General features: G+C 47.5%; 22 protein-coding genes and 1 pseudogene. 13 read left to right on the forward strand and 10 right to left on the reverse strand.

Annotated elements, in window-relative coordinates; all coding sequences use genetic code 11:
- Positions 1-493 precede the first annotated feature (493 nt).
- A complete protein-coding gene (locus tag J3369_RS03505; protein ID WP_349583842.1) occupies positions 494-730 on the forward strand; it encodes a ribbon-helix-helix domain-containing protein in 237 nt (78 codons plus the stop codon).
- Positions 727-1,011, forward strand: coding sequence for a type II toxin-antitoxin system RelE/ParE family toxin (locus tag J3369_RS03510; protein ID WP_349583845.1), 285 nt, complete (start codon positions 727-729; stop codon positions 1,009-1,011). Before J3369_RS03505 ends, J3369_RS03510 begins: the two co-directional genes overlap by 4 nt.
- Positions 1,012-1,040: 29 nt before the next feature.
- Here the strand turns inward: J3369_RS03510 and J3369_RS03515 are convergent, their stop codons facing one another.
- Positions 1,041-1,739 carry an NUDIX hydrolase gene (locus J3369_RS03515; protein WP_349583848.1) on the reverse strand — a complete coding sequence of 233 codons (699 nt, stop codon included), beginning with the start codon at positions 1,737-1,739 and terminating at the stop codon, positions 1,041-1,043.
- Entirely contained in the window at positions 1,732-2,259 is a 528-nt protein-coding gene (locus J3369_RS03520) for a nicotinate-nicotinamide nucleotide adenylyltransferase (RefSeq protein ID WP_349583851.1), read from the reverse strand. The genes J3369_RS03515 and J3369_RS03520 overlap by 8 nt, the downstream gene beginning before the upstream one ends.
- 168 nt (positions 2,260-2,427) lie before the next feature.
- On the opposite strand from J3369_RS03520, the gene J3369_RS03525 reads away from it, so the two are divergent.
- The 7 genes from J3369_RS03525 (at position 2,428) to J3369_RS03555 (ending at position 12,121) form a co-directional block, all read left to right on the forward strand.
- Positions 2,428-3,063, forward strand: coding sequence for an isochorismatase family protein (locus tag J3369_RS03525; protein WP_349583854.1), 636 nt, complete (start codon positions 2,428-2,430; stop codon positions 3,061-3,063).
- Between the two features lie 19 nt (positions 3,064-3,082).
- The gene (pncB, locus tag J3369_RS03530; protein ID WP_303573872.1) at positions 3,083-4,291 is read left to right on the forward strand and encodes a nicotinate phosphoribosyltransferase; all 1,209 of its coding nucleotides are present in this window, start codon (positions 3,083-3,085) and stop codon (positions 4,289-4,291) included.
- 8 nt (positions 4,292-4,299) lie between these two features.
- Complete coding sequence (nadE, locus tag J3369_RS03535; protein ID WP_349583857.1) at positions 4,300-6,414, forward strand: NAD(+) synthase; 2,115 nt, start codon at positions 4,300-4,302, stop codon at positions 6,412-6,414.
- Between the two features lie 190 nt (positions 6,415-6,604).
- Positions 6,605-9,298, forward strand: a complete 2,694-nt coding sequence (locus J3369_RS03540; RefSeq protein ID WP_349583860.1) for a TonB-dependent receptor — start codon at positions 6,605-6,607, stop codon at positions 9,296-9,298.
- An 81-nt stretch (positions 9,299-9,379) separates the two neighbouring features.
- Positions 9,380-10,255, forward strand: a complete 876-nt coding sequence (locus J3369_RS03545) for a family 16 glycosylhydrolase (protein ID WP_349583863.1) — start codon at positions 9,380-9,382, stop codon at positions 10,253-10,255.
- Entirely contained in the window at positions 10,189-11,310 is a 1,122-nt protein-coding gene (locus J3369_RS03550) for a sensor histidine kinase (protein ID WP_349583866.1), read from the forward strand. The genes J3369_RS03545 and J3369_RS03550 overlap by 67 nt, the downstream gene beginning before the upstream one ends.
- A complete protein-coding gene (locus J3369_RS03555; RefSeq protein ID WP_349583868.1) occupies positions 11,297-12,121 on the forward strand; it encodes a LytR/AlgR family response regulator transcription factor in 825 nt (274 codons plus the stop codon). Before J3369_RS03550 ends, J3369_RS03555 begins: the two co-directional genes overlap by 14 nt.
- On the opposite strand, the gene J3369_RS22025 is transcribed toward J3369_RS03555, so the two are convergent.
- Complete coding sequence (locus J3369_RS22025; RefSeq protein WP_502877403.1) at positions 12,086-12,379, reverse strand: alcohol dehydrogenase catalytic domain-containing protein; 294 nt, start codon at positions 12,377-12,379, stop codon at positions 12,086-12,088. The genes J3369_RS03555 and J3369_RS22025 overlap by 36 nt on opposite strands.
- A gap of 25 nt (positions 12,380-12,404) precedes the next feature.
- A complete protein-coding gene (locus J3369_RS03560) occupies positions 12,405-13,400 on the reverse strand; it encodes a zinc-dependent alcohol dehydrogenase family protein (protein ID WP_349583871.1) in 996 nt (331 codons plus the stop codon).
- Between the two features lie 120 nt (positions 13,401-13,520).
- Between J3369_RS03560 and J3369_RS03565 the strand changes: the two genes are divergently transcribed.
- Together J3369_RS03565 and J3369_RS03570 are read left to right on the forward strand one after the other, a co-directional pair.
- Entirely contained in the window at positions 13,521-13,904 is a 384-nt protein-coding gene (locus J3369_RS03565; protein WP_349583874.1) for a winged helix-turn-helix transcriptional regulator, read from the forward strand.
- A gap of 48 nt (positions 13,905-13,952) precedes the next feature.
- Positions 13,953-14,135 (forward strand): annotated as a pseudogene (locus tag J3369_RS03570) (IS256 family transposase); the annotation flags it as partial.
- 25 nt (positions 14,136-14,160) lie between these two features.
- On the opposite strand, the gene J3369_RS03575 reads toward J3369_RS03570, so the two are convergent.
- Positions 14,161-15,153 carry an MBL fold metallo-hydrolase gene (locus J3369_RS03575; RefSeq protein ID WP_349583876.1) on the reverse strand — a complete coding sequence of 331 codons (993 nt, stop codon included), beginning with the start codon at positions 15,151-15,153 and terminating at the stop codon, positions 14,161-14,163.
- Positions 15,154-15,200: 47 nt separating this feature from the next.
- Positions 15,201-16,193 carry a zinc-dependent alcohol dehydrogenase family protein gene (locus J3369_RS03580; RefSeq protein ID WP_349583879.1) on the reverse strand — a complete coding sequence of 331 codons (993 nt, stop codon included), beginning with the start codon at positions 16,191-16,193 and terminating at the stop codon, positions 15,201-15,203.
- A gap of 185 nt (positions 16,194-16,378) precedes the next feature.
- On the opposite strand from J3369_RS03580, the gene J3369_RS03585 reads away from it, so the two are divergent.
- Complete coding sequence (locus J3369_RS03585) at positions 16,379-17,290, forward strand: LysR family transcriptional regulator (RefSeq protein WP_349583882.1); 912 nt, start codon at positions 16,379-16,381, stop codon at positions 17,288-17,290.
- 52 nt (positions 17,291-17,342) lie between these two features.
- Here the strand turns inward: J3369_RS03585 and J3369_RS03590 are convergent, their stop codons facing one another.
- The 3 genes from J3369_RS03590 to gorA form a co-directional block, all read right to left on the reverse strand.
- Positions 17,343-18,104, reverse strand: coding sequence for a tyrosine-type recombinase/integrase (locus tag J3369_RS03590; protein WP_349583885.1), 762 nt, complete (start codon positions 18,102-18,104; stop codon positions 17,343-17,345).
- Positions 18,105-18,151: 47 nt separating this feature from the next.
- The gene (locus J3369_RS03595; RefSeq protein WP_349583888.1) at positions 18,152-18,571 is read right to left on the reverse strand and encodes a hypothetical protein; all 420 of its coding nucleotides are present in this window, start codon (positions 18,569-18,571) and stop codon (positions 18,152-18,154) included.
- Positions 18,572-18,666: 95 nt separating this feature from the next.
- Positions 18,667-20,019: a glutathione-disulfide reductase gene (gorA, locus tag J3369_RS03600; RefSeq protein WP_349583891.1), complete on the reverse strand. Its 1,353-nt coding sequence runs from the start codon at positions 20,017-20,019 to the stop codon at positions 18,667-18,669.
- A gap of 124 nt (positions 20,020-20,143) precedes the next feature.
- On the opposite strand from gorA, the gene J3369_RS03605 reads away from it, so the two are divergent.
- Entirely contained in the window at positions 20,144-21,481 is a 1,338-nt protein-coding gene (locus J3369_RS03605) for a sensor histidine kinase (protein WP_349583893.1), read from the forward strand.
- Here the strand turns inward: J3369_RS03605 and nosR are convergent.
- The gene (gene nosR / locus J3369_RS03610; RefSeq protein WP_303573863.1) at positions 21,473-22,807 is read right to left on the reverse strand and encodes a response regulator c-di-GMP phosphodiesterase, NosR family; all 1,335 of its coding nucleotides are present in this window, start codon (positions 22,805-22,807) and stop codon (positions 21,473-21,475) included. The two genes, J3369_RS03605 and nosR, sit on opposite strands and share 9 nt — an antisense overlap.
- Positions 22,808-22,834 lie beyond the last annotated feature (27 nt).

Here is a 22,834-nt window from a genome sequence, read left to right on the forward strand (position 1 = left end):
GCTTACCGGATTTGCAAAGCGGATGGTTTTACTAAAGAGGTTATTCATCGTATCTGCAGGTTTACGACAACGACCTGCAACCTGAGACAGACCTAAAATGATGCGGAAGAAGGGTCCAGTTCAGTGAGGATCCAACGGATGCACAAATGAAAAAATGACACCATTAAGGCTGAAAAACCGCTCATCACCAAGTTTACAGTCAGAACATAGGTGGCAACAAACGCAACAGCGAACAACACAGCGACAGTTGAAATACCAGCTCTCATAATATATCTCTCCATTAAATTTAATGAATGTATTATGCGCGGTATTTCAGAAAGAGCGTAACGGGACTAATTGATAGACTTAATCTTAAAAATTAATCAAAAAGTGGTTCTGTATTTGAGTTCAGGTGAAAGAACATTATTGATGTGGGATATTACTGACGGTTATTGGCAGAAAGCAATTGAAGTGGTGTAAAATTGCACCAGTTGCTTTTTACAGGAGAATAACTATGCCCCGGCAAAGTATCACTTTAACCGAAAAAAACGATGCCTGGCTCAGGCAGCAAGTGGAGGGAGCGGGTGAATACGCGAATAAAAGTGAACTTGTGAATGATCTCATTCGCCGGGCGAGGCGGGCGGAAATCATAAATCATCGCCTGGCGATAGCGGAGAAGAGCGGGTTTAGTCATCAATCTCCGGCCGATATGCTCGAAGAATTCAAAAAGAGGCAATCTGAAGAGCCGTGAAGTATGTACTTTCCGAAAACGCGAAAGAAGACCTTTACAGAATATATGCATGCGGCGTTGCGACGTTCGGACAAGAATTGGCGGAAGATTATTTTTGGAAAATGCACAAGGCTTTCGGAAGAATTTCAGAAGATCCTTTCCGCTTTCCATTGGTGAATCATATCCGTACCGGTTATCGCCGTTATTTACTCCGGTCTGACACTATTTACTTCAGAATTGCAGAGAGCATGGTTGAAATTATGGCAATCATTGGTAGTCAGGATGTGGATGAATGGCTCTAGTTTTTAAGAGCGTTTCTACTGTAAACCCTCTAATCAAACGCACCTTGCATGACCCGGGAGAAAAAGTGGGGCTTTAACGGGGGTTTGTGGGTGTAAAGCTTGGCCCGGCTTCGTTTTACAATTTTACTGTCACCGGTTTCTTCCACTGACATACTTTCTTCAATCCGGTCTCTGAAGTTCTTTTTGTGCAGGGGTTTGCCAAGTACAATTTCATACACCGTTTGCAATTCTGAGAGGGTAAACGGATTCTTGAAAAAGTAATTGGGTTCGGTACTGTATTTTGCGCGGTGATAAAGCCGTTGAAAGGCTTTCTGTATAAGTTGCTGATGGTCAAACGGCAGTGTCAGTGAGGGGGAATCACACAGAAAATCGCTGACGTCATGCCAGTGAACATGCTCAAGACACGGCGCTGAGTCATCCACCAGACACAAATAAGGACAGGTAATACTCCATCCCTCCGGATCCCGGCTGATGTTACCTTCAAATTCCAGTTTAGCGATATAAGCCGGACACAACCCCACCTTTGACTGCAAATTGCGAAGGAGTGTGTCGTTGAGTGTCTGATCCCTGTCTGTATGAACAAATCCCCCCGGCAATGCTAATACGTTGGCGTATACCCGCGCATCAGCAGGGCGGCGGATCAGGGCCACTTCCAGCTTATTAGCACGGATACGAAATAAAATGGCGTCAATGGTACACACCGGGGCCGGGTAAGCAGTTTCACGCATATAACTGATGCCTGTTGATGTAGTCAGCCACGGAAGGGGTTATCAGCGATGTTGCGGCATTCCCCTCTGCCAGCGCTTCACGGACCATGGTTGAACGGATAGATTGCCGTTCAGGTACCACCAGAACATGCCACTTTTCTTCAATTTCCTGCGCTTTATAAAACTTCGGCCAGTTTGCTTTGTTATCCGGCCCGATGACGAAAGTAAGCTGATCGCCGCTAAACTGCGTATTGTGTAAGTAAGACAGTACATCGTAGGTATATACAGGGTTTTCACCGTCACTGATGAGGTGCTCAACGGGCAGGGCGTGTATACGGTCATCCTGAAGATCACTCACGAACGCATTCAGCATGGCAACCCTGTGACTGTAATCAATCATGTTTTTCGCGAACGCGTGGCAAAAAGAAGGGATGAGCACTACCCGTTCGTAGTGATTTGCATGTGCCAGAATCGATTCAATCGCATCAGCATGCCCCTTAGTGGGCGGATTAAACGCTGAACCAAACACCGCTACTTTCATATTGAACACCTTCTTAATGAGTATTTTTAAAATACTCATTAGTTACCAGAAAGGCAAATAAAACCACATTTTATAAGTCTTGAATCTAAATAGGTGGTGATTAATTAAATTTTGATTGACTTTAAAGGGTATTGATAGAATACTCTTTAAAAAGTGAGGAGTTTACTGATGAAAATTGCATCCGTTAATGTTGATCCGCAAAAAGGGTTCACCCCGTTATGCCCCGATGAACTGCCTGTTCCGGGTGGGGATGAGATTGTACCGGCGTTGCTGGCACAAAATGCACTTGCGGACTTCATTGTGGGTTCCAGCGATTCTCATTGTGATGCAGCCTTGTTCCGGGTGGAGAACGACGATGAACAGTTTCAACCGCTGGATCATCCGAATACCGATTGCACATTTAAAATGCACTGCAAGCCCGGTACGAAAGGCTTTGAGCTGCTTGACGGTTTACCTGCGCCCACAGAGTACGATTTTTTCGTCTGGAAAGGCGTGGCTCCCGACCTTCATCCCTATGGTGCCTGTTACCATGACCTGGCTGAAAAACTGTCCACGGGGTTAATTGAATACTTACGCTGCAATGACGTGACAACGGTAATTGTCGGTGGCCTGGCGACAGATTTCTGTGTCGCTACTACCGCCCGTCAACTACAAAAAACCGGCCGGTTTACTGTCATATTGCACCTGAATGCGTGCCGGGGCATTGCGCCTGACGGTATCGACACCCAAATTCAATCTCTTAAAGAATCAGGAGTTGTCATCGCCGCTACCATCGACGATGTCAAAAAGGCCCTTGCTGCATAATCCACTAAGAAACAAACCCATGTCCCGAAATTCTTTGTTTAAGGAACACTTAAACTTTTCTGCGTTAGATAACGACTTCTACAAAATGAATATGTGGCAGTGTTTTATGCACCAGTTTCCTTATGTTGAAGATGTGGAATACCGGTTTGTGGTGCGCAGCGATGTGGATTTACGTCCTTACCGGGCTGAAATTCAGCAGGAGCTGGAAAAGCTGGACGGCCTCCGGTTTACGCCGGACCAGATAAGCTGGCTGGAATCTATCCCGTGGTACACGAAAGACTTCATTGAGTGGCTTCGAATGTGGTCTTATCAGACACGCTTTTTGCATTTTTCAGAAGAAGACGGACAGTTGTCGATTCGTGCGAAAGGGCCCCTGATGCACGTACATAACTTTGAGATGCCGGTGTTGTCTACCGTGGCAGAAGTGTACAACCGCCGGAACTATCCAGATAAAACCTACGAGGATGTGCGTCAGCCTTTGTTCGAAAAGGTGAAATGGCTGAAAGAACAGCATGAAAAGCATGATTTAACCGGCTTATCCATTGCTGAGTTTGGTACCCGTCGTCGCTTCAGCTATGAAGCGCAGCTTACTGTTATTGATATGTTGAAAAGCATGGTGCCGCAATTTCTCACCGGTACATCGAACATGCATCTGGCGAAAGAGTTCGACATTTTGCCAATCGGTACCATGGCCCATGAAATTTTTATGTTGTCCCAGCAAGTCGGCGTGCAACTGGTAAATTCACAAAAGCACACTCTTGAAGCCTGGGTGAAGGAGTTCCGTGGCCAGCTGGGTTATGCCCTGACAGATACCATTGGTATGGACGCTTTCGTCCGTGATTTCGATTTGTACTTTGCAAAACTGTTCGATGGTTTAAGACATGACTCCGGTGATCCGATAGAATTCGGGGAAAAGGCGATTCGCATGTATGAGAATTTGCATATTGATCCGCGAACGAAAACCATTATTTTCAGTGACGGACTGGATTTTAAAACCATGGTAACGCTGTTTTTGCGGTTCCGCGGGCGGATCAAAACATCATTCGGGATCGGTACCTTTTTGTCTAACGATGTTCGCGGCGTCACACCACTGAATATTGTGATGAAACTCGTACGGGTCAACGGTAAGCCGGTGGCGAAAATATCTGATGCGCCGGGTAAAAACCTTTGCGAAGATCCTGAATTTGTAAGCTACCTGAAAAAGGTATTCGAAGTAGACTGGGCATAAGATCACCTATGGCAAATTACACCCGAATCGGCACAGCAGCGCTGCGTCAAATTCCTTTCGACTTTAAGGGCAATGTGTCCCGAATCCTCAGCGCTGTTGAGCGTGCAATGGACGCCCATATCAATATCCTGCTTATGCCTGAACTTGCACTGACAGGCTACGGGTGTGAAGACAATTTCAGTTACCAGGAATTTAACCAGGCGACGGAAGCTGCGCTGAACGATGTGCTCGCCGGCTATCAGGCACTGGCCCATGAGCGCGAACATGCCGGCAACATGCTTATTGCTATGGGCATGCCGGTGATGTTTCCGGGCGGTCAGGTGTATAACACCACGGCGTTTATCAGTGCCGACGGCCTGCATGGCTTTGCCTGTAAACAATATCTGGCCCGTAATGGCTTGCACTATGAGCCGCGCTGGTTTGAAGCCTGGCCACGGGGCAGGGTGGTAAATCATCCGACTTTCAACGTGCCCTTTGGCGATGTGGTAGTGAATGCCGGTGGCCTGCGTATCGGCGTGGAAACCTGCGAAGACGCCTGGGTGGCAAACCGTCCGGGGCGTGATCTCTATCATCGTAACGTGGATGTATTATTAAACCCCAGTGCCTCTCACTTCGCAGTAGGCAAAAATTTTATCCGCGAGCAGTTTATTAAAGAAGGCTCCCGTGCCTTTGGCGTGGTGTACGCCTATGCTAACTTAGCCGGAACGGAAAACGGCACCAGCATTTTTGACGGCGGTTCACTGATTGCGTCGGAAGGAAAAATCGTCTCCCGTGGCGACCGCTTCAACGTGCGCGATGTAGTTATGAACCAAACCCTGGTGAACGTGAGCGCGAACCGTGTTTCCCGCGTTATCAGTTCTGAAACCATCGATATCGACGACACTAACGTGGTGGATATCGAACTGTCACTTACCCTGCCTAACGATGCCGTGCTGGCTGCACGCAGCAACGACCGCGTAGATTCCGCCAAAGACGAGCTGCCGGTGTTCTGGGATACCCTCAGCGGCGACGACTATGCTTTTACCGAAATTTGCTATGCGCTTGGCAACGGCCTGTGGGACTGGACAACACGCACCCATACCGACGGTTACGTGGTGAGTTTGTCCGGCGGTGCAGATTCCGCGCTGGTGGCGGCTTCGGTGTATGTGTCGCATTTCGTGGCGCTGGAACAACTCGGCGTACACGATTACCTGGCGACCTTGCCGAAAGGGTTAGCTGCGAAAATAGACGCCATCGCGCCGGGCGAAGATAAAATTGTCTGGCTGAAAGAAAAGGCGATGCCGAAGGTGTTGTTATGCTTGTATCAGGGTACGGATAACTCATCGGAAACTACGTTCAATGCCGCGAAATATTTGGCAGAGGAAATTGGCGCGACTTTCCACAGCTGGAACATTGAACCGGTAGTACAGCAGTATCATTCACTGGTGAACGGCCTGTATCCAGACCGTCCGCTAAGCTGGAAAACCGATGATATCGCCATGCAAAACATTCAGGCCAGAAGCCGTAGCCCTGGTGTGTGGATGCTGGCGAACCGTGAGAACAAATTGCTGATTGCGACTTCTAACTTGTCTGAATCGGCGCTGGGTTACGCCACCATGGATGGTGATACCTCTGGTGTGATCTCCGTGATTGCGGGTATTAACAAAACCACTATCCGCAAGGTGAACCGCTGGCTGGAAGAAGTGGGTCTGCCATTGTCTGTCGACGGCAAGAGCGCCCGCCATCAGCTGAAAGAAATGCACCGCGTGAACGTACAGCAGCCTACTGCAGAATTACGGCCTGAAGAGCAGACAGACGAAGCGGATCTGATGCCTTACGTGGTGTGTGATTTCATCATGGATTGCTATCTGGCCCGCCAGATGTGGCCGAAGAGTATTCTGGTAGAACTGATGCTCAACGGCTTCGATAAAGAGCACGACATGCGCCAGCTGGCCGCTTATGTAGAACGCTGGTTCAGACTGTTCTGCCGTAATCCGTGGAAACGCTACGGCACCCGCGCCGGTTTCCACATTGAACAGGTGTCGCTGGATCCGAAAACCTTCCACCGCTTCCCGCTGCTGAACAATGGTTTCAGCGAACAATTACAGCAAATGTGGGATTATGTTGAGGAAGTAGAAGGGTAATAAATCAAAGAGCTTGCAATAGCATTTGCAAGCTCGTTAAACATTAGTTGCACGTTTTGTAGTATTTGCCACTCGGGTTGGCGAAAAGCAATTCGGGTTGTCCAGATTTGTATGTAGTTTGTTAAAAAATAGTAAATAGCGTGATTTTAGCGCTTTGCATTAACAGCCACAGGAAGTCGGGACACCACACATGCATAACATCAACAAAATCACCCTGGCCATGGTTTTTGGCCTGGCTTTTTCTGCTTACGGGCAGGAAGCCACTACCGGACAAGCAGACACATCAGCTCAAACCAGAGCGACCGAAGACGAGCTTGGCCTTGAGGTCATTTCGGTTACTGCCACCAAGCGTAAAACCAAACTTATGGAAACGCCGGTGGCAATCTCGGCACTCAGTGAGGCGCAATTAAAACAGAATGGTGTGAATAATGTAAAAGACATTGCCAATCTGGTGCCTGGCCTGGATATTTCTACGGCTACCGATCAGTCTGCGCCGGTGATTTCCATGCGTGGTGTTCGCTCAACCAACATCACTGAGCTGGGCGACCCCGCGGTAGGTGTGCACCTCGATGGCGTGTATTCTCCACGTATGCAGGGTGCGCTGGCCCTGATGTACGATGTCGACCGGGTTGAGGCGCTTCGCGGACCACAAGGTACGCTGTTTGGCCGTAACTCCACGGTAGGGAGCATCAATGTGATTTCGGCGAAGCCGAAATTCGAAGCCACTTATGGTGGTGTTAATGTTGAAGCGGGCAAGTACAACAGCCGGGTTATCGACGGGTTTGTCAACGTACCGCTGAGCGACGACTTTGCAATTCGTATCGCGGCTAAAGGCCTGCAGCGCGATTCATACCTGGAAGGCTATTACGACCCCAACCAGTATGACACCCGTTGGTTAAGCGATGAGGTGCTCTCGGCACCGGTGATTTCTGAAGATTCCTATCAGGGCATTGGCAGCACAGTTACCCAGCGGGAGAACTGGTGGATTGACGCTGCGGGCACCGATCCGGAAGCGCAGAAAGTACGCGCGCTTACCCCTGCCAGCAAGGATAACTTCTACAACAATGCCGATGAATATTCATTCCGCATTAGTACCCTGTGGGCACCACTGGACGGTAATTTCTCTAACCACACGGTGTTCCAGCAATATGTGAACCGCAGCGGTGGCAATGTTGATTTGGTAAATTGTGACAAGTTACGTGGTCGCCCGGCGGAATACGGCGGTGACTGCAATAACCTGCTGCCCGGCGACAATACCTATCAGGCCGTGGTGAATGTACCCGGTGAGCTGAATCTGGACATCACTTACCTGCGCAACACCTTGAACTACAACCTGAATGATGAGTTGAGCGTGGTGTGGTTGCTTGGTTATGAAGACATGGAGCGTTCATCACAACAGGATTCGGAAATTGGTCTGGACCCATGGGATGGTGCCATTTACTTCCTCGACGGTACCGGCGCGACATCGTACTCCACCGAATTACAATTGCAGTCTGACGAATACGGCGATTTAATCTGGATTGCCGGGGTGAACTATTTCCACGAGAAAACCACTACCCTGGGTTACTACGACAACGCCATGGATGATAAAGCGTTCTGGGATCAGCCGGATCGTTCCACGGATGCGCTGGCGGTATTCGGTCAGGCAACCTATAACCTGAGCAAGGATTTACACCTTACCTTAGGCTATCGCTACAGCGACGAAACGAAAGAGGACGTAGGTGGCCGTACATACCGCTGTTCCAATGCCGATGGTTGTGCGCCGGGCTGGTTCGGCCGCACTATTCTGAACGACCTGCCAACAGATGCCTTTGAAGACCCGTCTATCTATCCGGGCTACTTTGCCAACGACAACAAAGGCAGCTGGACGCATCATGATTTTCGCGTGGGACTGGATTACGACATTTCTGCCGACACCATGGTGTACAGCTATATCGCATCGGGCTTTAAAGCGGGCGGTATTGGTGATGTGTATGAAGTGGTGAACGACCGTACCGGCGATACCACACGCTTTGAAACCCAGTTTGATCCGGAAGAAGTGCTTACCTGGGAAATTGGCGCGAAATCCAGCTTGTTGAACAACTCGCTGAACTTGCAGGCGGTATTTTTCTATACCGACTACACCGATATGCAGTATGCCTCGGTGGGTTCCATCGGCAACGTTGAGCGTTTGTCGTCGGTGGAAGATGAGGAAGGGCGTCCAATCCTGGATGAAAACGGTCAGCCAGTGCTGGACTTCCAGAACCAGCCGGTAATTGCTTACTACACCCAGAATGTACCGGGTTCTACTATCAAGGGTATTGAACTGGAATTTGACTGGAAACCGTATGCGGGTGGCCGCATCACCGGTTATGCCACCTGGACGGATGCCAAGGTCACAGAAGACTGGATCACCAAGTGGGATTACGATCCGGAATACCTGTTTAATATTTCATATGAAGAGTCTATCGGCCCCACCAACGATGTGCTGACCACTAACCTGAATGGTAACAACATGGCGATGACGCCGCGATTCACCGCCAACGTCAGCTATACCCACACAGTGAACCTGGGCAACTACGGCTATCTGCATGGCTGGTTTAACGTAAGCTGGAAAGACAAGTCATACACCACCATCTGGAACCTCGACAAACACCTTGATGATATGGATTTCGTGGTACCGGATGAAGCCACTACCTACATGAACGATACCCGCGACAGCTTCGCCATGGTGAATGCGTCAGTGAAGTATGAGCCATTAAGTCAGGGGTGGTACGCCGAAGTATTCGTTAATAACGCCACCGACGAGCTGGTGCAGTACTGGAACAATACCAGTAAGGGTATCGGCAAGGGCAGTTTCGGTATGCCGCGTTATTACGGCGTGCGTGCTGGCTTCTCGTTCTAATCAGAACAATTCCACTCCCTCGCAGACTGCTGCTGCACTGGTTTCCAGTGGCAGTCTGCACCCACTCATACCGGAGGTTTTATGAAAACACTGACTGGATTATGTATGGCCGCTACCCTCGCTACCACAGCAGGTGTTAGCATTGAGGCAACTGCCGCAGGCTATTTCAAAGATGATTTTAGCTGGGGTTTTAACAGCGCAATCTGGCAGCCGCGCAATGGCAGCAATGGCACACCGTTTGGCTGTACCTTCAATGAAGGTGCTATTTCGCCCAGTTCCCATGGCATTACATTGTCGGTATCCGATGGCACCTGTTCAGAATTGCAGTCGAAAGCATTTTACGGGTACGGCAAAGTGCAGGGCTCGCTGAAAACCGGAAACACCGCAGGCACGGTTTCATCCATTTTCACTTATACCTCATGGTGGGATTCACCGGGCCGGGCATGGCAGGAAATTGATATTGAATTTTTGCCCGGTCTTGGCAATGTTGTGCATACCAACGTGATTTATCAGCCACAGGGTGGTCAGTACCAGAGTTGGGAGCAGGATGTACCGCTGGGCCAGTACGGCCTGAACATCCAGAACTATTTACTGACCATTGGCTTTGACTGGTCGGCAACGCAAATTCGCTGGTACGTGTATGATTCATCAGGCAATGAACAAACTCTGCGGGTGGTGTATAAAGACAATGGCGATGGCTATATAGCCAGCGATGAAATCCCCGCCTATGCCTGGCCGGTGGATAATACCAAAATCATGATTAATCACTGGCACGGTGACAACAGCGCGGAAGCGTTCTATTTCCCCGGTCAGTACTACCATCAGACCGCTTGGGCGTATTACGATTTTCTTGAATATATACGACAGGCAGGTCTGACTGAGGGCCCGCTGTGTTGGCAAACGAGTATAACGACAACAACATTGATGTATTTGTGCAGAAACTACCTTCCCGAATAAAGCTCTTCTGGTTCTGCCAGTTGAGCGGCTGGGCCGTTTATGCCCTGCTAACCGAAATCATGATAAAGCTCTCCGGCGACGAACCCTGGCGCATTCATTTACCCCATCTGGTGATGGATACGTTATGCGGTATCGCCATTACACTAGCGTTGCGCTGGCTGTACCGGCAGGCGTCTGCTTCCCAGCATTATGTGGTAGCAAAGCACGTGGTGTTACTTCTGCTGGCTGCGCTGCTATGGACGCAGTTCAAGTGGTATACCTTGCAGGCGCTGTTTGGCTCGTGGTGGGTGTCGATGACCTGGTTCGATTTTGGTACCTGGACGTCGGCGTCACTCACTATGCTGGCGACCTGGACGGCGGGCTACTACGGCATCAAGAATTACCTCACCAGTGTGGAAGAGCGGGAACGTGCCGACAAAGCGCTGCATCTGGCCAACGAGGCACAATTAAAAATGCTGCGTTATCAGCTGAACCCGCATTTTATGTTTAACAGCATCAATGCGATTTGCACGCTGATACTGAAAAATGAAAACACCCACGCGGTATCCATGCTGGAACAGCTGTGTGATTTTCTTCGCTACAGTCTGTATACCGACCCGCTGTCGATCATTCCGGTGGCCGAGGAAATCGATATTCTGAATAACTATCTGGATATCGAAAAAGGCCGTTTTCAGTCGCGCTTACAGGTAGATATTCAGGCTGATGAAAGCTGTCAGGATGTGCTGATCCCGTCGCTCATCGTTCAGCCGCTGGTGGAAAATGTGCTTAAACACGGCATGATCCCCAATCAGCCTATTGTTATTAAGGTAAATTTTGAAAGCCATAATCAGGGCTTGTTAGTCACTGTAAAAGACAACGGCAAAGGCTTTACAAAAAATACTCCGATGACAACAGCAGATAGTGAATCGGGCATTGGTCTGAGTAATTGCCGCCAGCGTTTGAAGCTTATCTATAATGGTTATGCGACACTGGATACCGGCAATAACGCCGGGGGTGGGGCATGGGTAAAAATCTGGCTACCGGTGAAAGAAGGAGCCCGCGATGCAGCCCATTAAAGCACTGCTGGTGGATGATGAATTCAGTGCCATAGAAGGCCTGCGGATACGGCTGGAACAATTCCCGGCCATTGAGATTATTGGTGAAGCCACCAGTGTGGATGAAGCACTGGCGTTTACCAATAAGTGTATGCCGGACCTGATTTTCCTGGACATTGAGATGCCCGGCCAGTCGGGCTTTGAATTGCTAAAGGCACTGCAACCGGAAACCTATCCCGCGATTATCTTTGTTACCGCCTATCATCAACATGCAATTCGTGCGTTTGAAGTTAGGGCGGTGGATTACCTGCTAAAGCCTATAAAAATGGCGCGATTGCAGGAAGCTGTCGCCCGGGTGGAAGAAAATATCGCGCTGAAATCGTCAAAGGCCACCATGCTGGCAACCCGCGAGGCGATGGATACACCGACAACATCTCACAAAGTCATGAACGATATTTACGCAGCTCCTACCGAAGGTTATTACGTCGAAAATGAAAAGCTGGTCATTCAGGGTGGCCGTTCGCCGACTGCGTTGGTTCCGTTTACTGACGTGTTCTGGGTGGATGCAGCCGGTGATTACATGTGTGTACATACCTGCAGTGACACCTACGTGATGCGGGCACGGCTGAAGAATTTATTGCACGACACACTGCCCGATGAGTTCGTACAAATTCACAAGTCCACCATTGTAAACCTGCGACACATTCAGCAACTGGAAGCTTTACGTAACTCTGAATTTAACGTGCAACTGGCAAACGGCAAAATGCTTAAAGCCAGCCGCACGTACAGTAAAGAACTAAAGGCTGCAATACTGAATAAAAAACGTATTTAAAACCGAAACAGCATAACCATATCGGTGAGTCTCATTCATTAGTTCATAAACCGTCCCAGCCGCTTCAAATCCGAGTTGCGATGGAAAAGTGGCTTTCTCCAAATAGTTGCCAGTTCGAAGCATGATATCGGCTCTGTTCATTCCGATTGCCTTAACTTCCAAAACAACTTCATCTAACTGGGGAGATGGAATAGGTCGTTGTTCAATAAACAATACGTCCGAACTATCCAACTGTTTGAATTTAACCACTCTTGACATCACACAACTCCGAAACTGTCTTAACTTACTGAATACTAATTACTAATTTACCTGTAATACGGCCTGACTCCTGATCGTGATGCGCTTTCAGTGCGTCACTAAAGTTATATTCGCGTTCATCCAATAGAGGTTTGACCTTTCCTTCCTCAACCAAGCGTGTCGCTTCGCGTAAAATGTCACCGTGATGAGCACGTCCTGTACCGCTAATCATTGGGTACAATACATATACACCAGATAACGTGGCACATCGCAAAGATCCCGGAGCTAAATTATGTTCAGCAAAAGCATAACAACTCAAAACGTGGCCATACGGTTTCACTGCAACGAGTGAATCATCCAAAATTGATCCGCCCACCGTGTCATAAACGACATCAAAACCAAGACCTGCTGCATGAGTTTGTACATAATCAGTCACGTTTTGGCGATTGTAGTCAATAAAGGTCGCCCCATATGATTCAATGATATGTTGCTTAGCTGCTGAAGCCGTTGCAAATACAGTAGCACCTTTGGCTCTGGCTATTTGCACTGCCATATGTCCAACGCCGCCAGCGCCGCCCTGAACCAAAACATGTTGACCTGCACTAACGTTTGCCTTGTCAACTAAGCCCTCCCAAGCGGTTAAGAACACTAATGGGATTGCCGCAGCTTCTCGCATACTGATGTTTTGGGGTTTGATCGCCAATAAATCAGCGTCAACAGCAACAAATTCTGCCAGAGATCCTTGAAGTCCACGCACACCGCCAGTTAACCCATATACCTCATCGCCAACTGTAAACTTGCTTACTTCTGAGCCAACGGCTTCAACAACGCCAGCCAAATCAGTACCTAATACAGCCGGCAACTCAGGCTCAGCGTAAGGCGCTTGACCTGTTCTTATTTTGTAATCTATTGGATTAACGCCACTGGCCATTATTCGAACCAGAACTTCGTTTGTTCCTACCGTTGGAACCGGGATTCGCTGTTCAATCATTTCTCCCGTTTCATAACTTTCAAGTACCAGTGCTTTCATTGATTCGTTCATTTTGTGTCCTCTCATTAAATTAAATTGCATTACGAAATGAAGTGCGCATAATAATAACTAGATGCCAAATAGACAATTAGGCACTTTTTTGTGCCATAGTAACCAAATGGAGACCATGCATTGAGTAAGACAAGAGAAGCACCAAATCCTTTTTTAGTGTCCGAAAATTGTTTACCTCGAAGAATAAACTTTCTATTTTCTTCTAAATGGACGTCTATGGTGTTGTATATCTTAAATTTTAAAACACTTAGGACGGGCGAATTAATGCGCACCATGCCGGGTATTTCAAAAAAAATGATGACTCAGACACTGAGAGAATTGGAGGAGTTAAAACTAATTCACAGAGAGGTTTATCAAGTAGTGCCGCCAATGGTGGAATATTCCTTGACCGACTTAGGTAAGCGATTTGTAGAGCCACTATTATCGCTGTATGACTGGGCAGAAGATAACAGTGACTTGTTGGATAAAATAGAAGAATACAGAAAGTTAAATGGATTAGGATAAAAAGCTTAACGTTTCTGCTCCATTGGGGCGTCTGTAAAAAAATCTGTGTTAGTGGCATTCTTGCAAAAAGTCACCAAAACCAGACGTTCATTCCCGAACGACGAAGCCGTGCTAAAACTGCTGTATCTGGCTTTACATCAAATTGCGAAGAAGTTGACAATGCCACTTAGGGACTGGAAACCGGCGATGAATCAGTTCATTATCATGTACGGTGACCGCGTATCGCTATGATAAACAGCCACTTACACAGAAAATTTTACATACTCTGTTCTGAATTAATAGGGTTTCTATATTCAACGGGGATCCAACGATATCCTTTGCCATTTTTCTGAAGATGACCTAATCCAGGGAACGGTAAATGTGGGGATGCGATCATCCATCGTTCCTTAGTTGCTTGGGCCAGTAAAAGCTTACGTGACTCAATTGCGGCTTCAGGATTGACATCAACTTCAATACTTACTTCAGGGTGTTCCAATTGTACTGAATGCACATGGATTATATCCCCCCAGAGCAGCAGCTTCTCAGAGCCAGAACTTAAAAGATATGATGTATGGCCTGGGGTGTGTCCATTACTCGGCATAATCTTGATGCCCGAAAAAAGCATATCGCTATCCTTAAAGGTCTTAAACTTACCTACACTTTTGTAAGGAGCAATAGCGTTTTGTGCTATGGGGAAAAACACGCGTTGACTTTCAGGGAGCGAACTTGCTGACTCATTGTTTAACCAAAACTGAGCATCTTTTTCGGCAGCCCAAACGGTAGCGTTTGGAAATGCAGCCTTACCATTCGGCAGTGTCACACCAGCGGCATGATCTGGGTGCATATGGGTTAATATCACGTCGTCGACTTCTTCAGGAGAAAAACCCGCAGCACGAATATTATCGACCATATTTCCCATCGTAGGACCAAAACTGTCTGATGAACCAGAATCGACAAGTACCAGTCTTTGACCGTCATCAATCAAAAATGCATTAACGGCGGTCTGTACCAGCGGTGAAGTCTTTTGATATTCGTTAAAAATATATTCTTGGATTTGCTTTTGTGACATACCAGATAGATGTCCCGGATTCAGACCTATGAAGCCGTCATAAATTGCGGTAACCACTACGTCCCCAACCATCTGACGATAAAATCCCGCAGCTTGCTGGTATTTTTCTGTAGGTTCAGCTTGGGCGGCAAGGCTTAGTGTTAGTATGCTTACCACACCTAGAGCACTCATACTTCTAGATATGTTTTTTGAAATATTCATAATTTTCCTTTAAATTCAATGATATTAGTTGATTTTAAAAAGTTGTATCACTCAATCGTGACGATGATTTTGCCAAATTGAGCGTTAGACTCTAGGAATTGAGTTGCTTCGACGATTTGTTCAAATGGGAACACTTTCGCTACTTTCGCTTTAAATTGACCAGATTCCATACCTTCTGTTATGAATTTTTTCGCTCTTGCTAGCTTCTCATCATCAGCAGTAACTTCAATGAACTCATAACCACGGATCGTTGTGTGTTTACCAAGGATATGCATCACTGGAATTGGAGTCGCATCGTGGCTTAACGCACCGTAAATAAAAACAATTGCATCTTTGCTAGTTGCTTTGATGATGTCTTCAAAGTCGGGACCAGTTACTGGGTCAAAGACCACACGTGCACCTTTACCGTTAGTTAGTGCCATGATCTCTTTTTCAAGATCATGAACTCCAACCTGTAGGACATGTTTCGCCCCTGCGTTTAGTAGCTGTTGAACCTTCTCATCTTTACGAGTCAGAGCAATTGGTGTTGCGCCAACACTGTATGCAATTTCCATTGCTGCCAAGCCTACGCTGCTCGATGCTGCACCAAGCACAACAAAGTCACCTTCACCAAGGTTTGCGATGTCGATCAATGCCCCCCAAGCGGTTGTGTAAGGCATCCATGTAGCAGCGGCTGTTTCCCAACTTACACCTTCTGGGTTTTTAACCACAGCACGAGCCGGTGCGACAACGAGATCACCGTATAGACCGTATTCATCAAACATAAAGGCAGGGATCACACTTACAGCATCACCCACTTCCAAACTTTTCACTTCTGCACCAACCGCATCGATATAGCCGGATGCTTCATAACCCATTGTCGCTGGGAACTGAGGTTCGATAACGTAACGGCCTGAACGGTACATACTCTCTGCACGGTTTAAACCCAGTGCGTGTACACGAATTCGTACTTCACCCGCTTTGGGTTCAGGTGTTTCTACTTCTTCAATTTTTAGAACTTCCGGGCCACCGGTTTCATGGAATCGTACATGACGTGCCATATTGATTTCCTCTTGATGTCGCTCCCAAATGGAGCCGTATTAGTCAGTAATGGTTGTTATAAAGCAAGTTGAGCGCAGTGGATTTGGCTTCTCTCTGCGTGACATGAATATTACTGTGACTGCTGCTATTTTTTAAGACAACAAAGTGATACTTTATTGTTATCAAAAAAGGAAATAATAGTGCTATGGATTTTATAAGACAGCTCCAAATATTTGTCACCGTGGCAGAGATGGGAAACTTTACTCGTGCCGCAGATACGCTTCATATGGCAAGGCCCGGAATCACTAAAGCCATTGGGGAACTAGAGAAAAACGTAGGTGTACGCTTGCTCCAGCGAACCACGCGACGGTCGAATTTAACAGGGGAAGGAGAAGCGCTTTATGCAAAAGCAACCGAATTGTTGCGTGAAGTGGAAGTGACTCAAAATCTGTTTGGCGGGAGTAAGGAGCGGCCTAGTGGACGTCTGAGAATTGATATTCCTGTCGCTCTTGCTAAATCACTGGTTATCCCAGAACTTCCTAAGTTTCGTCAATTGTACCCTGATATCAGTGTCATACTCGGTGTGAATGATCAACCTATTGATTTAATTGCAAACTCTGTGGATTGTGTATTGAGACTAGGGGAGCTACCTATCAGCAGTATGATAGGTAGAAAGATTGCGACCGTTAAAATGGTCATTTGCGCTTCCCCTGAGTATCTGGAGAAACAAGGCATTCCGTCTTCGCTTGATGATCTTAAAGACCATATGACGATTAACTACTTTTCAGGACAAAAACATACTCCTTTGTCATGGTACTTTTCGCATAATGGTAGCGTTGAAGAAGTCATACTATCAGGCGCATTAATGGCTAATGACGCAGAGGCTGTCGTCGCTTGTGCTCTCATTCACATGGGGTTGATTCAAGTACCAGGAATTTTAGTCTCAGAGGAATTAAGCCAAGGAAAGCTTGTGAGAGTGCTCGGAGAAATCAGCGATGTTGAGTTTCCTCTGTCCATCATGTACCCAAACCGCCAGTATTTGGCACCTCAAGTCAGGACTTTTATTGATTGGATAATTCAAACTACAGACTCACAAAAGGGGCTTTGGATTCGTTGAGCAATGTCAATCCTCAATGACCTTTAACTTACTTATAGTTATCCGTTGTTAACTAATTTAACGGAATCACAGGCTCACTACACATCCACGCCATAAACAGTTCCATACACTCAAGATCAAGGAGTCCGGCTTCGAGTAGGTCGCTGAGGCGGTAAGTGCCATAGGTCGAGCGAAAATCGTGGAAACGGTGGGTGAAGGTGGGGTGTGACTTTTTAATTACGCTGCGTAACTCTGACCACCTTGCTTCGATGGATTTTGCGGTTACCGGATTACCTTGTTCACTGACAAAAAGAGGTTCGTGGCGTTCACAGCGCTCCAGCGCATCAACAGCTTCCTGTTTCAGCCCTAATGCCACTTCAAATAAATTATCCAGTTTATTATTTAGCTTTGTCACACGCTGTAAGCGCCGCGCAGAGGTGCGGTAATTATCTAACTGAGCTAATAATTCGGCTGATATTTCAATGGTTCTTTGCTTGGCATATTTGGTTTGAACACCATTCAGTTGTGGTGAAATCGTCAGTTCATAGCGGTGCTCACTTTCAGCAAGTCGTATGGCAGTCTTTAATGCATCAAGGGTGAGTGTGGCGACTTCGTTGATCCGCATTCCGGTATCAATAGAAAGCAGCACTTGAAGGCGTAGTTCAATGGATGCTTGAGGCAGATACGAGGTCAATATGCCCAACGAATCATTACTCAGGGGGGTGAGCGGCCTTATGTTATTGCTGCTACTGTCCCTCGGCACTTTAATTCGTAGATCACTGGTCTGCACGGTGAATGTTGGAGATACGTGGGCCAGCATCCCTGTGCTTTGCACAGAAACATACTCCATCTTAAACGGCGCTTCTTTTTCGCTTTTGACTATCAAGTAGCCCTGTAAATCAACCACTTATAGTAGCTAACGATTTGGTTCATCCGAACGCTGGCGGTTGAGTGAGCTAATTCCCCGCTTTTGATCTGCTTGAGCAGATGTGAGCGAAAGAGGTAGGTTGGCTTTAAGCATTTAACAGGTGGGAAGTAATCCCAACGGAGGTTGTTATCTTCAAAAAACTGATAAAAGGCTTGGAGAGCTTGGGCGCAAGGCGATAAGTCTTTGGCTTGCTTAATGGCCTTCTGATAGAAGAAGTAGCTATTGGCTTCGCGATTAAAGGCTCCTTCTTTGGTAAACAACGTGGGTAAAGAACCAATATTGTCTTTAAGTGGGGAGCAATGGAACAAGCCATCACTATTCGCTATCAACTCCGTTTCTTTAAAAACATCATCTGAATGTATAAGAACCGACATAAATCCCTCTCAATACCCACTGTCCATGCATACAGTATGGCCAGTGGGTGATTATTTTCCAGAGTTATTTATGTGTGTAAGATGCTTTTCCTACACTAACCTGTCATTGTAACAAACTCTTCGGCGCTGGTAGGGTGAATTGCAATGCAGCTGTCGAAGTCCGCCTTGGTTGCACCCATCTTCATCGCCACGGCAAAGCCCTGCAGAATTTCATCCATGCCCATTCCGATGCCATGCAGGCCAACCACACGTTCATCTTCACCGGCACAAATAAGCTTCATCTTGGTGGCCTGACGGTGTTTGGTTACCGCGGTGTACATAGCGGCAAACGATGAGGTGTATACCTTCAGGTTTTCTTTACCGTAGGCTTCTTCTGCTTCCGGTTCGGTCATGCCCACGGTACCGATAGGTGGGTGACTGAATACCACGGTTGGGATGAGATTGTAATCCAGGTGCGCATTGCTCTGGCCATTGAACAAGCGTTCACTGAGCAAACGTCCGGCTTTAATGGCAACCGGCGTCAGTTCTGCATGACCGGTGACATCACCCACACAGTACACACCGTCTACGGTGGTGTTCTGGTATTTATCTACTTTAATAAAACCTTTATCGTCGGTGTCGATACCGGTGTTTTCCAAAGCCAGTTTGTCGCTGGAAGGTACACGGCCGATAGCCCAGATAAGCACATCGGTTTCGATGATTTCACCGGTGGAAAGGGTGATTTTCAGTGAATCGTCATCCTGCTTTTCCACTTTTTCAATTTCTGAAAACTTATGCAGGGCAGGGCCTTCGCTGTCGATGATTTCCGTGAGCGTTTCAGCAATCATGGGGTCGAAATGACGAAGTGGCTGACCGTGACGGATAACCAAATCGGTTTTTGTGCCCAGTGAATGCAGTACGCCCGCCAGTTCCACACCAATGTAGCCGGCTCCTACAACCACTGCCCGTTCGGGCTGTGTTTGCAGGGCAAAGAAGCCGTCTGAGTCGATGCCGTGTTCCGCGCCCGGAATATCAGGAAAGCGGGGGCGGCCGCCAACAGCAATAGTGATATGCGGCGCGGTGTACTGCTCGCCATTTACTTCAATGGTGTGATCGTCAACGAATGTTGCAAAGCCTTTGATAACGGTAATATCGTTGGCACCAAGCACGCGATCATAGGAAGCGTGGATACGCTCAATGTACGCCTGACGGTTGGCCACCATCACTTCCCAGCTGTAGTTATTGACGGTGACATCAAAACCATAGTCAGGGCCATACTTATGAATGGCTTCTGCCACGTTCGCGCCGAACCACATGGCTTTTTTCGGCACACAGCCCACGTTTACACAGGTACCGCCAATATCAGCGCCTTCAATGAGTGCGACTTTCTTGCCATGTTTTGCTGCGCGGTTGGCCGATGCGATTCCGCCGCTGCCACCACCAATACAGATATAATCAAAGGTTTTCATAATCATTTGCCCGTTAAGAGTAATATAGCTATTCTGGCACGAATAATTTCTTCGCTCAAAATGCAACAACTGTCTACACTACGAAGTAGCAAGAAATAAAGTCTAACGGGTTATGCGATGGGATATGAGTAGTATGCCTCAGGTAAATGACACGCGCGGTAATCAATCTGTACACATACTCATGCAAGAGCTGGGAAGTGTACTGTGCCTGGACTGCTCTTTGCACACTCTGCTGGATAAATACATTGAGCTGCTGGTCAATCATTTTGAGGCCCGCTGCGGCTTCTATACACCTTTCTGGTTCGAAGAACTTTCTCTGGTTTCCTCATTGCGGGTATTCAAAGAAGAAGCCTGGTCCGGCGATGATGCTGAACTTGATGCGTTGTGTGAGCGGGCGAGAAAGCGATACGCGGCTTATCCTGATGACACATTTCTTTACGACGCAGAAGATGACCCTTTTCTTTGTTTGCGGCTTGCTGACAATGGTCACCCGGAAATGTGGTTGATCATCGCGCTTGAAAAGCCAATGAGTAATGAGGCACTGAATGCTTTTGTGCCCCTGGTTAGCTGGTTTCAGAATGGAATGGTGCAATGCCGGCGCAAAACCACACTGGACAGTACGCAAACCCGCATTGATGAAATGACCCGGGGAATGGCAGAAACCATGGCTCAGCTTGTACAGGCTGAGAAAATGTCGGAGTTAGGTAAACTCACCGCAGGCATTGCTCACGAAATTAATAATCCCATCGGTTACATCCGCTCTAATCTTGAAACCCTTGTGCAGTATGTGGAAACGTTTGAAGAACTGTTTGCAGAAATCGCACAGTGGGCGAAAACCAAACCTGGTTGCTCAGAGATGTTGCAGGAGCTGGAAGCTAAATACGATTTGTCATTTTTATTAGAAGATGCACATGAGATTGTAGCAACCAATGTCAGTGGTATTGATCGTATCCGCGACATAGTCAGTGATTTATATGCGTTTTCCAGAAAGGGCGAAGGTAAGATGATGCCGTTGTCTTTGCAGGATGTTATACAGCGGTGCGTGAAACTCACTAAAACCCGTTTCGATAATCATCATCAGATTCAGGTCAATGTTCACACAGACACCCCCTACTGTGTTGGGGATGCTTCACAGCTTGAGCAGGTGATGATTAATATGATGATAAACGCCGCCCATGCTATGCCGGCAGGAGGCGTGTTATCACTGGACTTAAGCAGTACGGAAAACCGTCTTATTCTGAAAGTGAAGGATACTGGCGTCGGGATGGATAAGGTCACTCAGCAGAAAATTTTCTCGCCATTTTTCACTACCAAGCCCACCGGAGTGGGAACGGGGCTGGGATTGTCGATTTCTCACGGAATTTTGCAGGCGCATAACGCCACAGTGTCGGTGGAAAGCGCAATCAACGAGGGGACCGAATTTACCCTGTCGTTTCCCCTCTACCGCGAATCGTCAGATTGATTCAGGTTCAGCCTGATTTTCTGATTCACCCACGTCCAGCCGGCCAGCTTTAATCGTGATTTCAAACATCTTGCCGTGGTCATCTTCGAACTGACATAGTTTGGCAATCGTTGACTCGGTAAATACATGCCCTTCCGGCAAAATCAGAATATGACTGTCGTTGTACAGGTTGGCCGCCAGCACCATGCCGGGGGTGAGTTCATTGGCAGTAAACGTATTGTCTATGTGCTTAGGCAATCCGATTTCCTGTGATTCCAGCAGGATATCCAGATAAGTTGCGTCATAACGGGTGTTGCGGTGTTTCTTAAGTTCCTGCTTGGCTTCGTTCGGTGTCATGTGTTTTTCGGTCAGGCGTCCGGTGATTAACCGCCAGTAGTCGCGACTTATCGATAAAATTCGGGCACCGTCAGGGATCTCTTTCGCCACCTTGTGATACAAACCGGAACCGTTCCAGTGTTCAAACTGTAATTCGATAATGTCAGAAATCGGTTGCAGATGCTGGGCAGGTGCCAGGATAGTGGCCGCCTGTTTTGTTTGCGACAGAAAATTCTTTTGTTGCTCGTAGTTCAGCTTGTTAAACGGAGGCGCATAATCCGCCGGTGTCAGACCGAGACATCCCAGTTCACAAATTAAGCTGGCATAACGGATCAGTTTAATTTCCTCTGCGGGTAATCCGGCACGCTCTGCTAAAAGAGTCGCAAGCTCACTGACTTCAATGGCAAATTTGCCATCTATATCAGGGTTGATGCTGATCACATTGAATAACACCTGCTCAAGTGCCAGATTGTGTTTCTCAATGCGGTGAAGCGCCAGTTTGATTTGCTTAGTCCGCTTAATCACCGTTTGTTCGAGATTGGCATTAATGTCCTTAAGCTTTTTATTCTGCAGCCTTGTCAGTTTTTGCAGGCGGGCATTTTCGTCTTTTAATTTAACCCGCTCGAGCCCTTCTTCCAGGGTATTCATTAATTCCTGATTGTCCCAGGGTTTCTGAAGATAACGGTGGATTTTGCCCTGGTTAACGGCCTTTATGGTTGAATCAATGTCTGCGAAACCGGTGAGGACGACACGGAATGTGTCGGGATATAATTTAGCAACCTGTTCAAGCAATTCTGCACCTGACATATGCGGCATCTTCATGTCAGACACTACAACGTGAACCGTGTGACTTTCCAGTAACTCAAGGGCTTTCTTGCCGCTCTCTGCCAGCAGCATGTTTATGTTCATTTTGAACAGGGCACGCTTCAGCGCCCGAAGAATATTCGGCTCATCATCGACAAACAGAATCGTGTACTTCTTTTCCTCTTGAGTGGGCGTCTGCTCGCTCATGTATTCTCCTGTGAACCTCGCTTGCTG

This window comes from Alteromonas sp. NFXS44 (assembly GCF_040148705.1).
Lineage (GTDB): Bacteria > Pseudomonadota > Gammaproteobacteria > Enterobacterales > Alteromonadaceae > Alteromonas.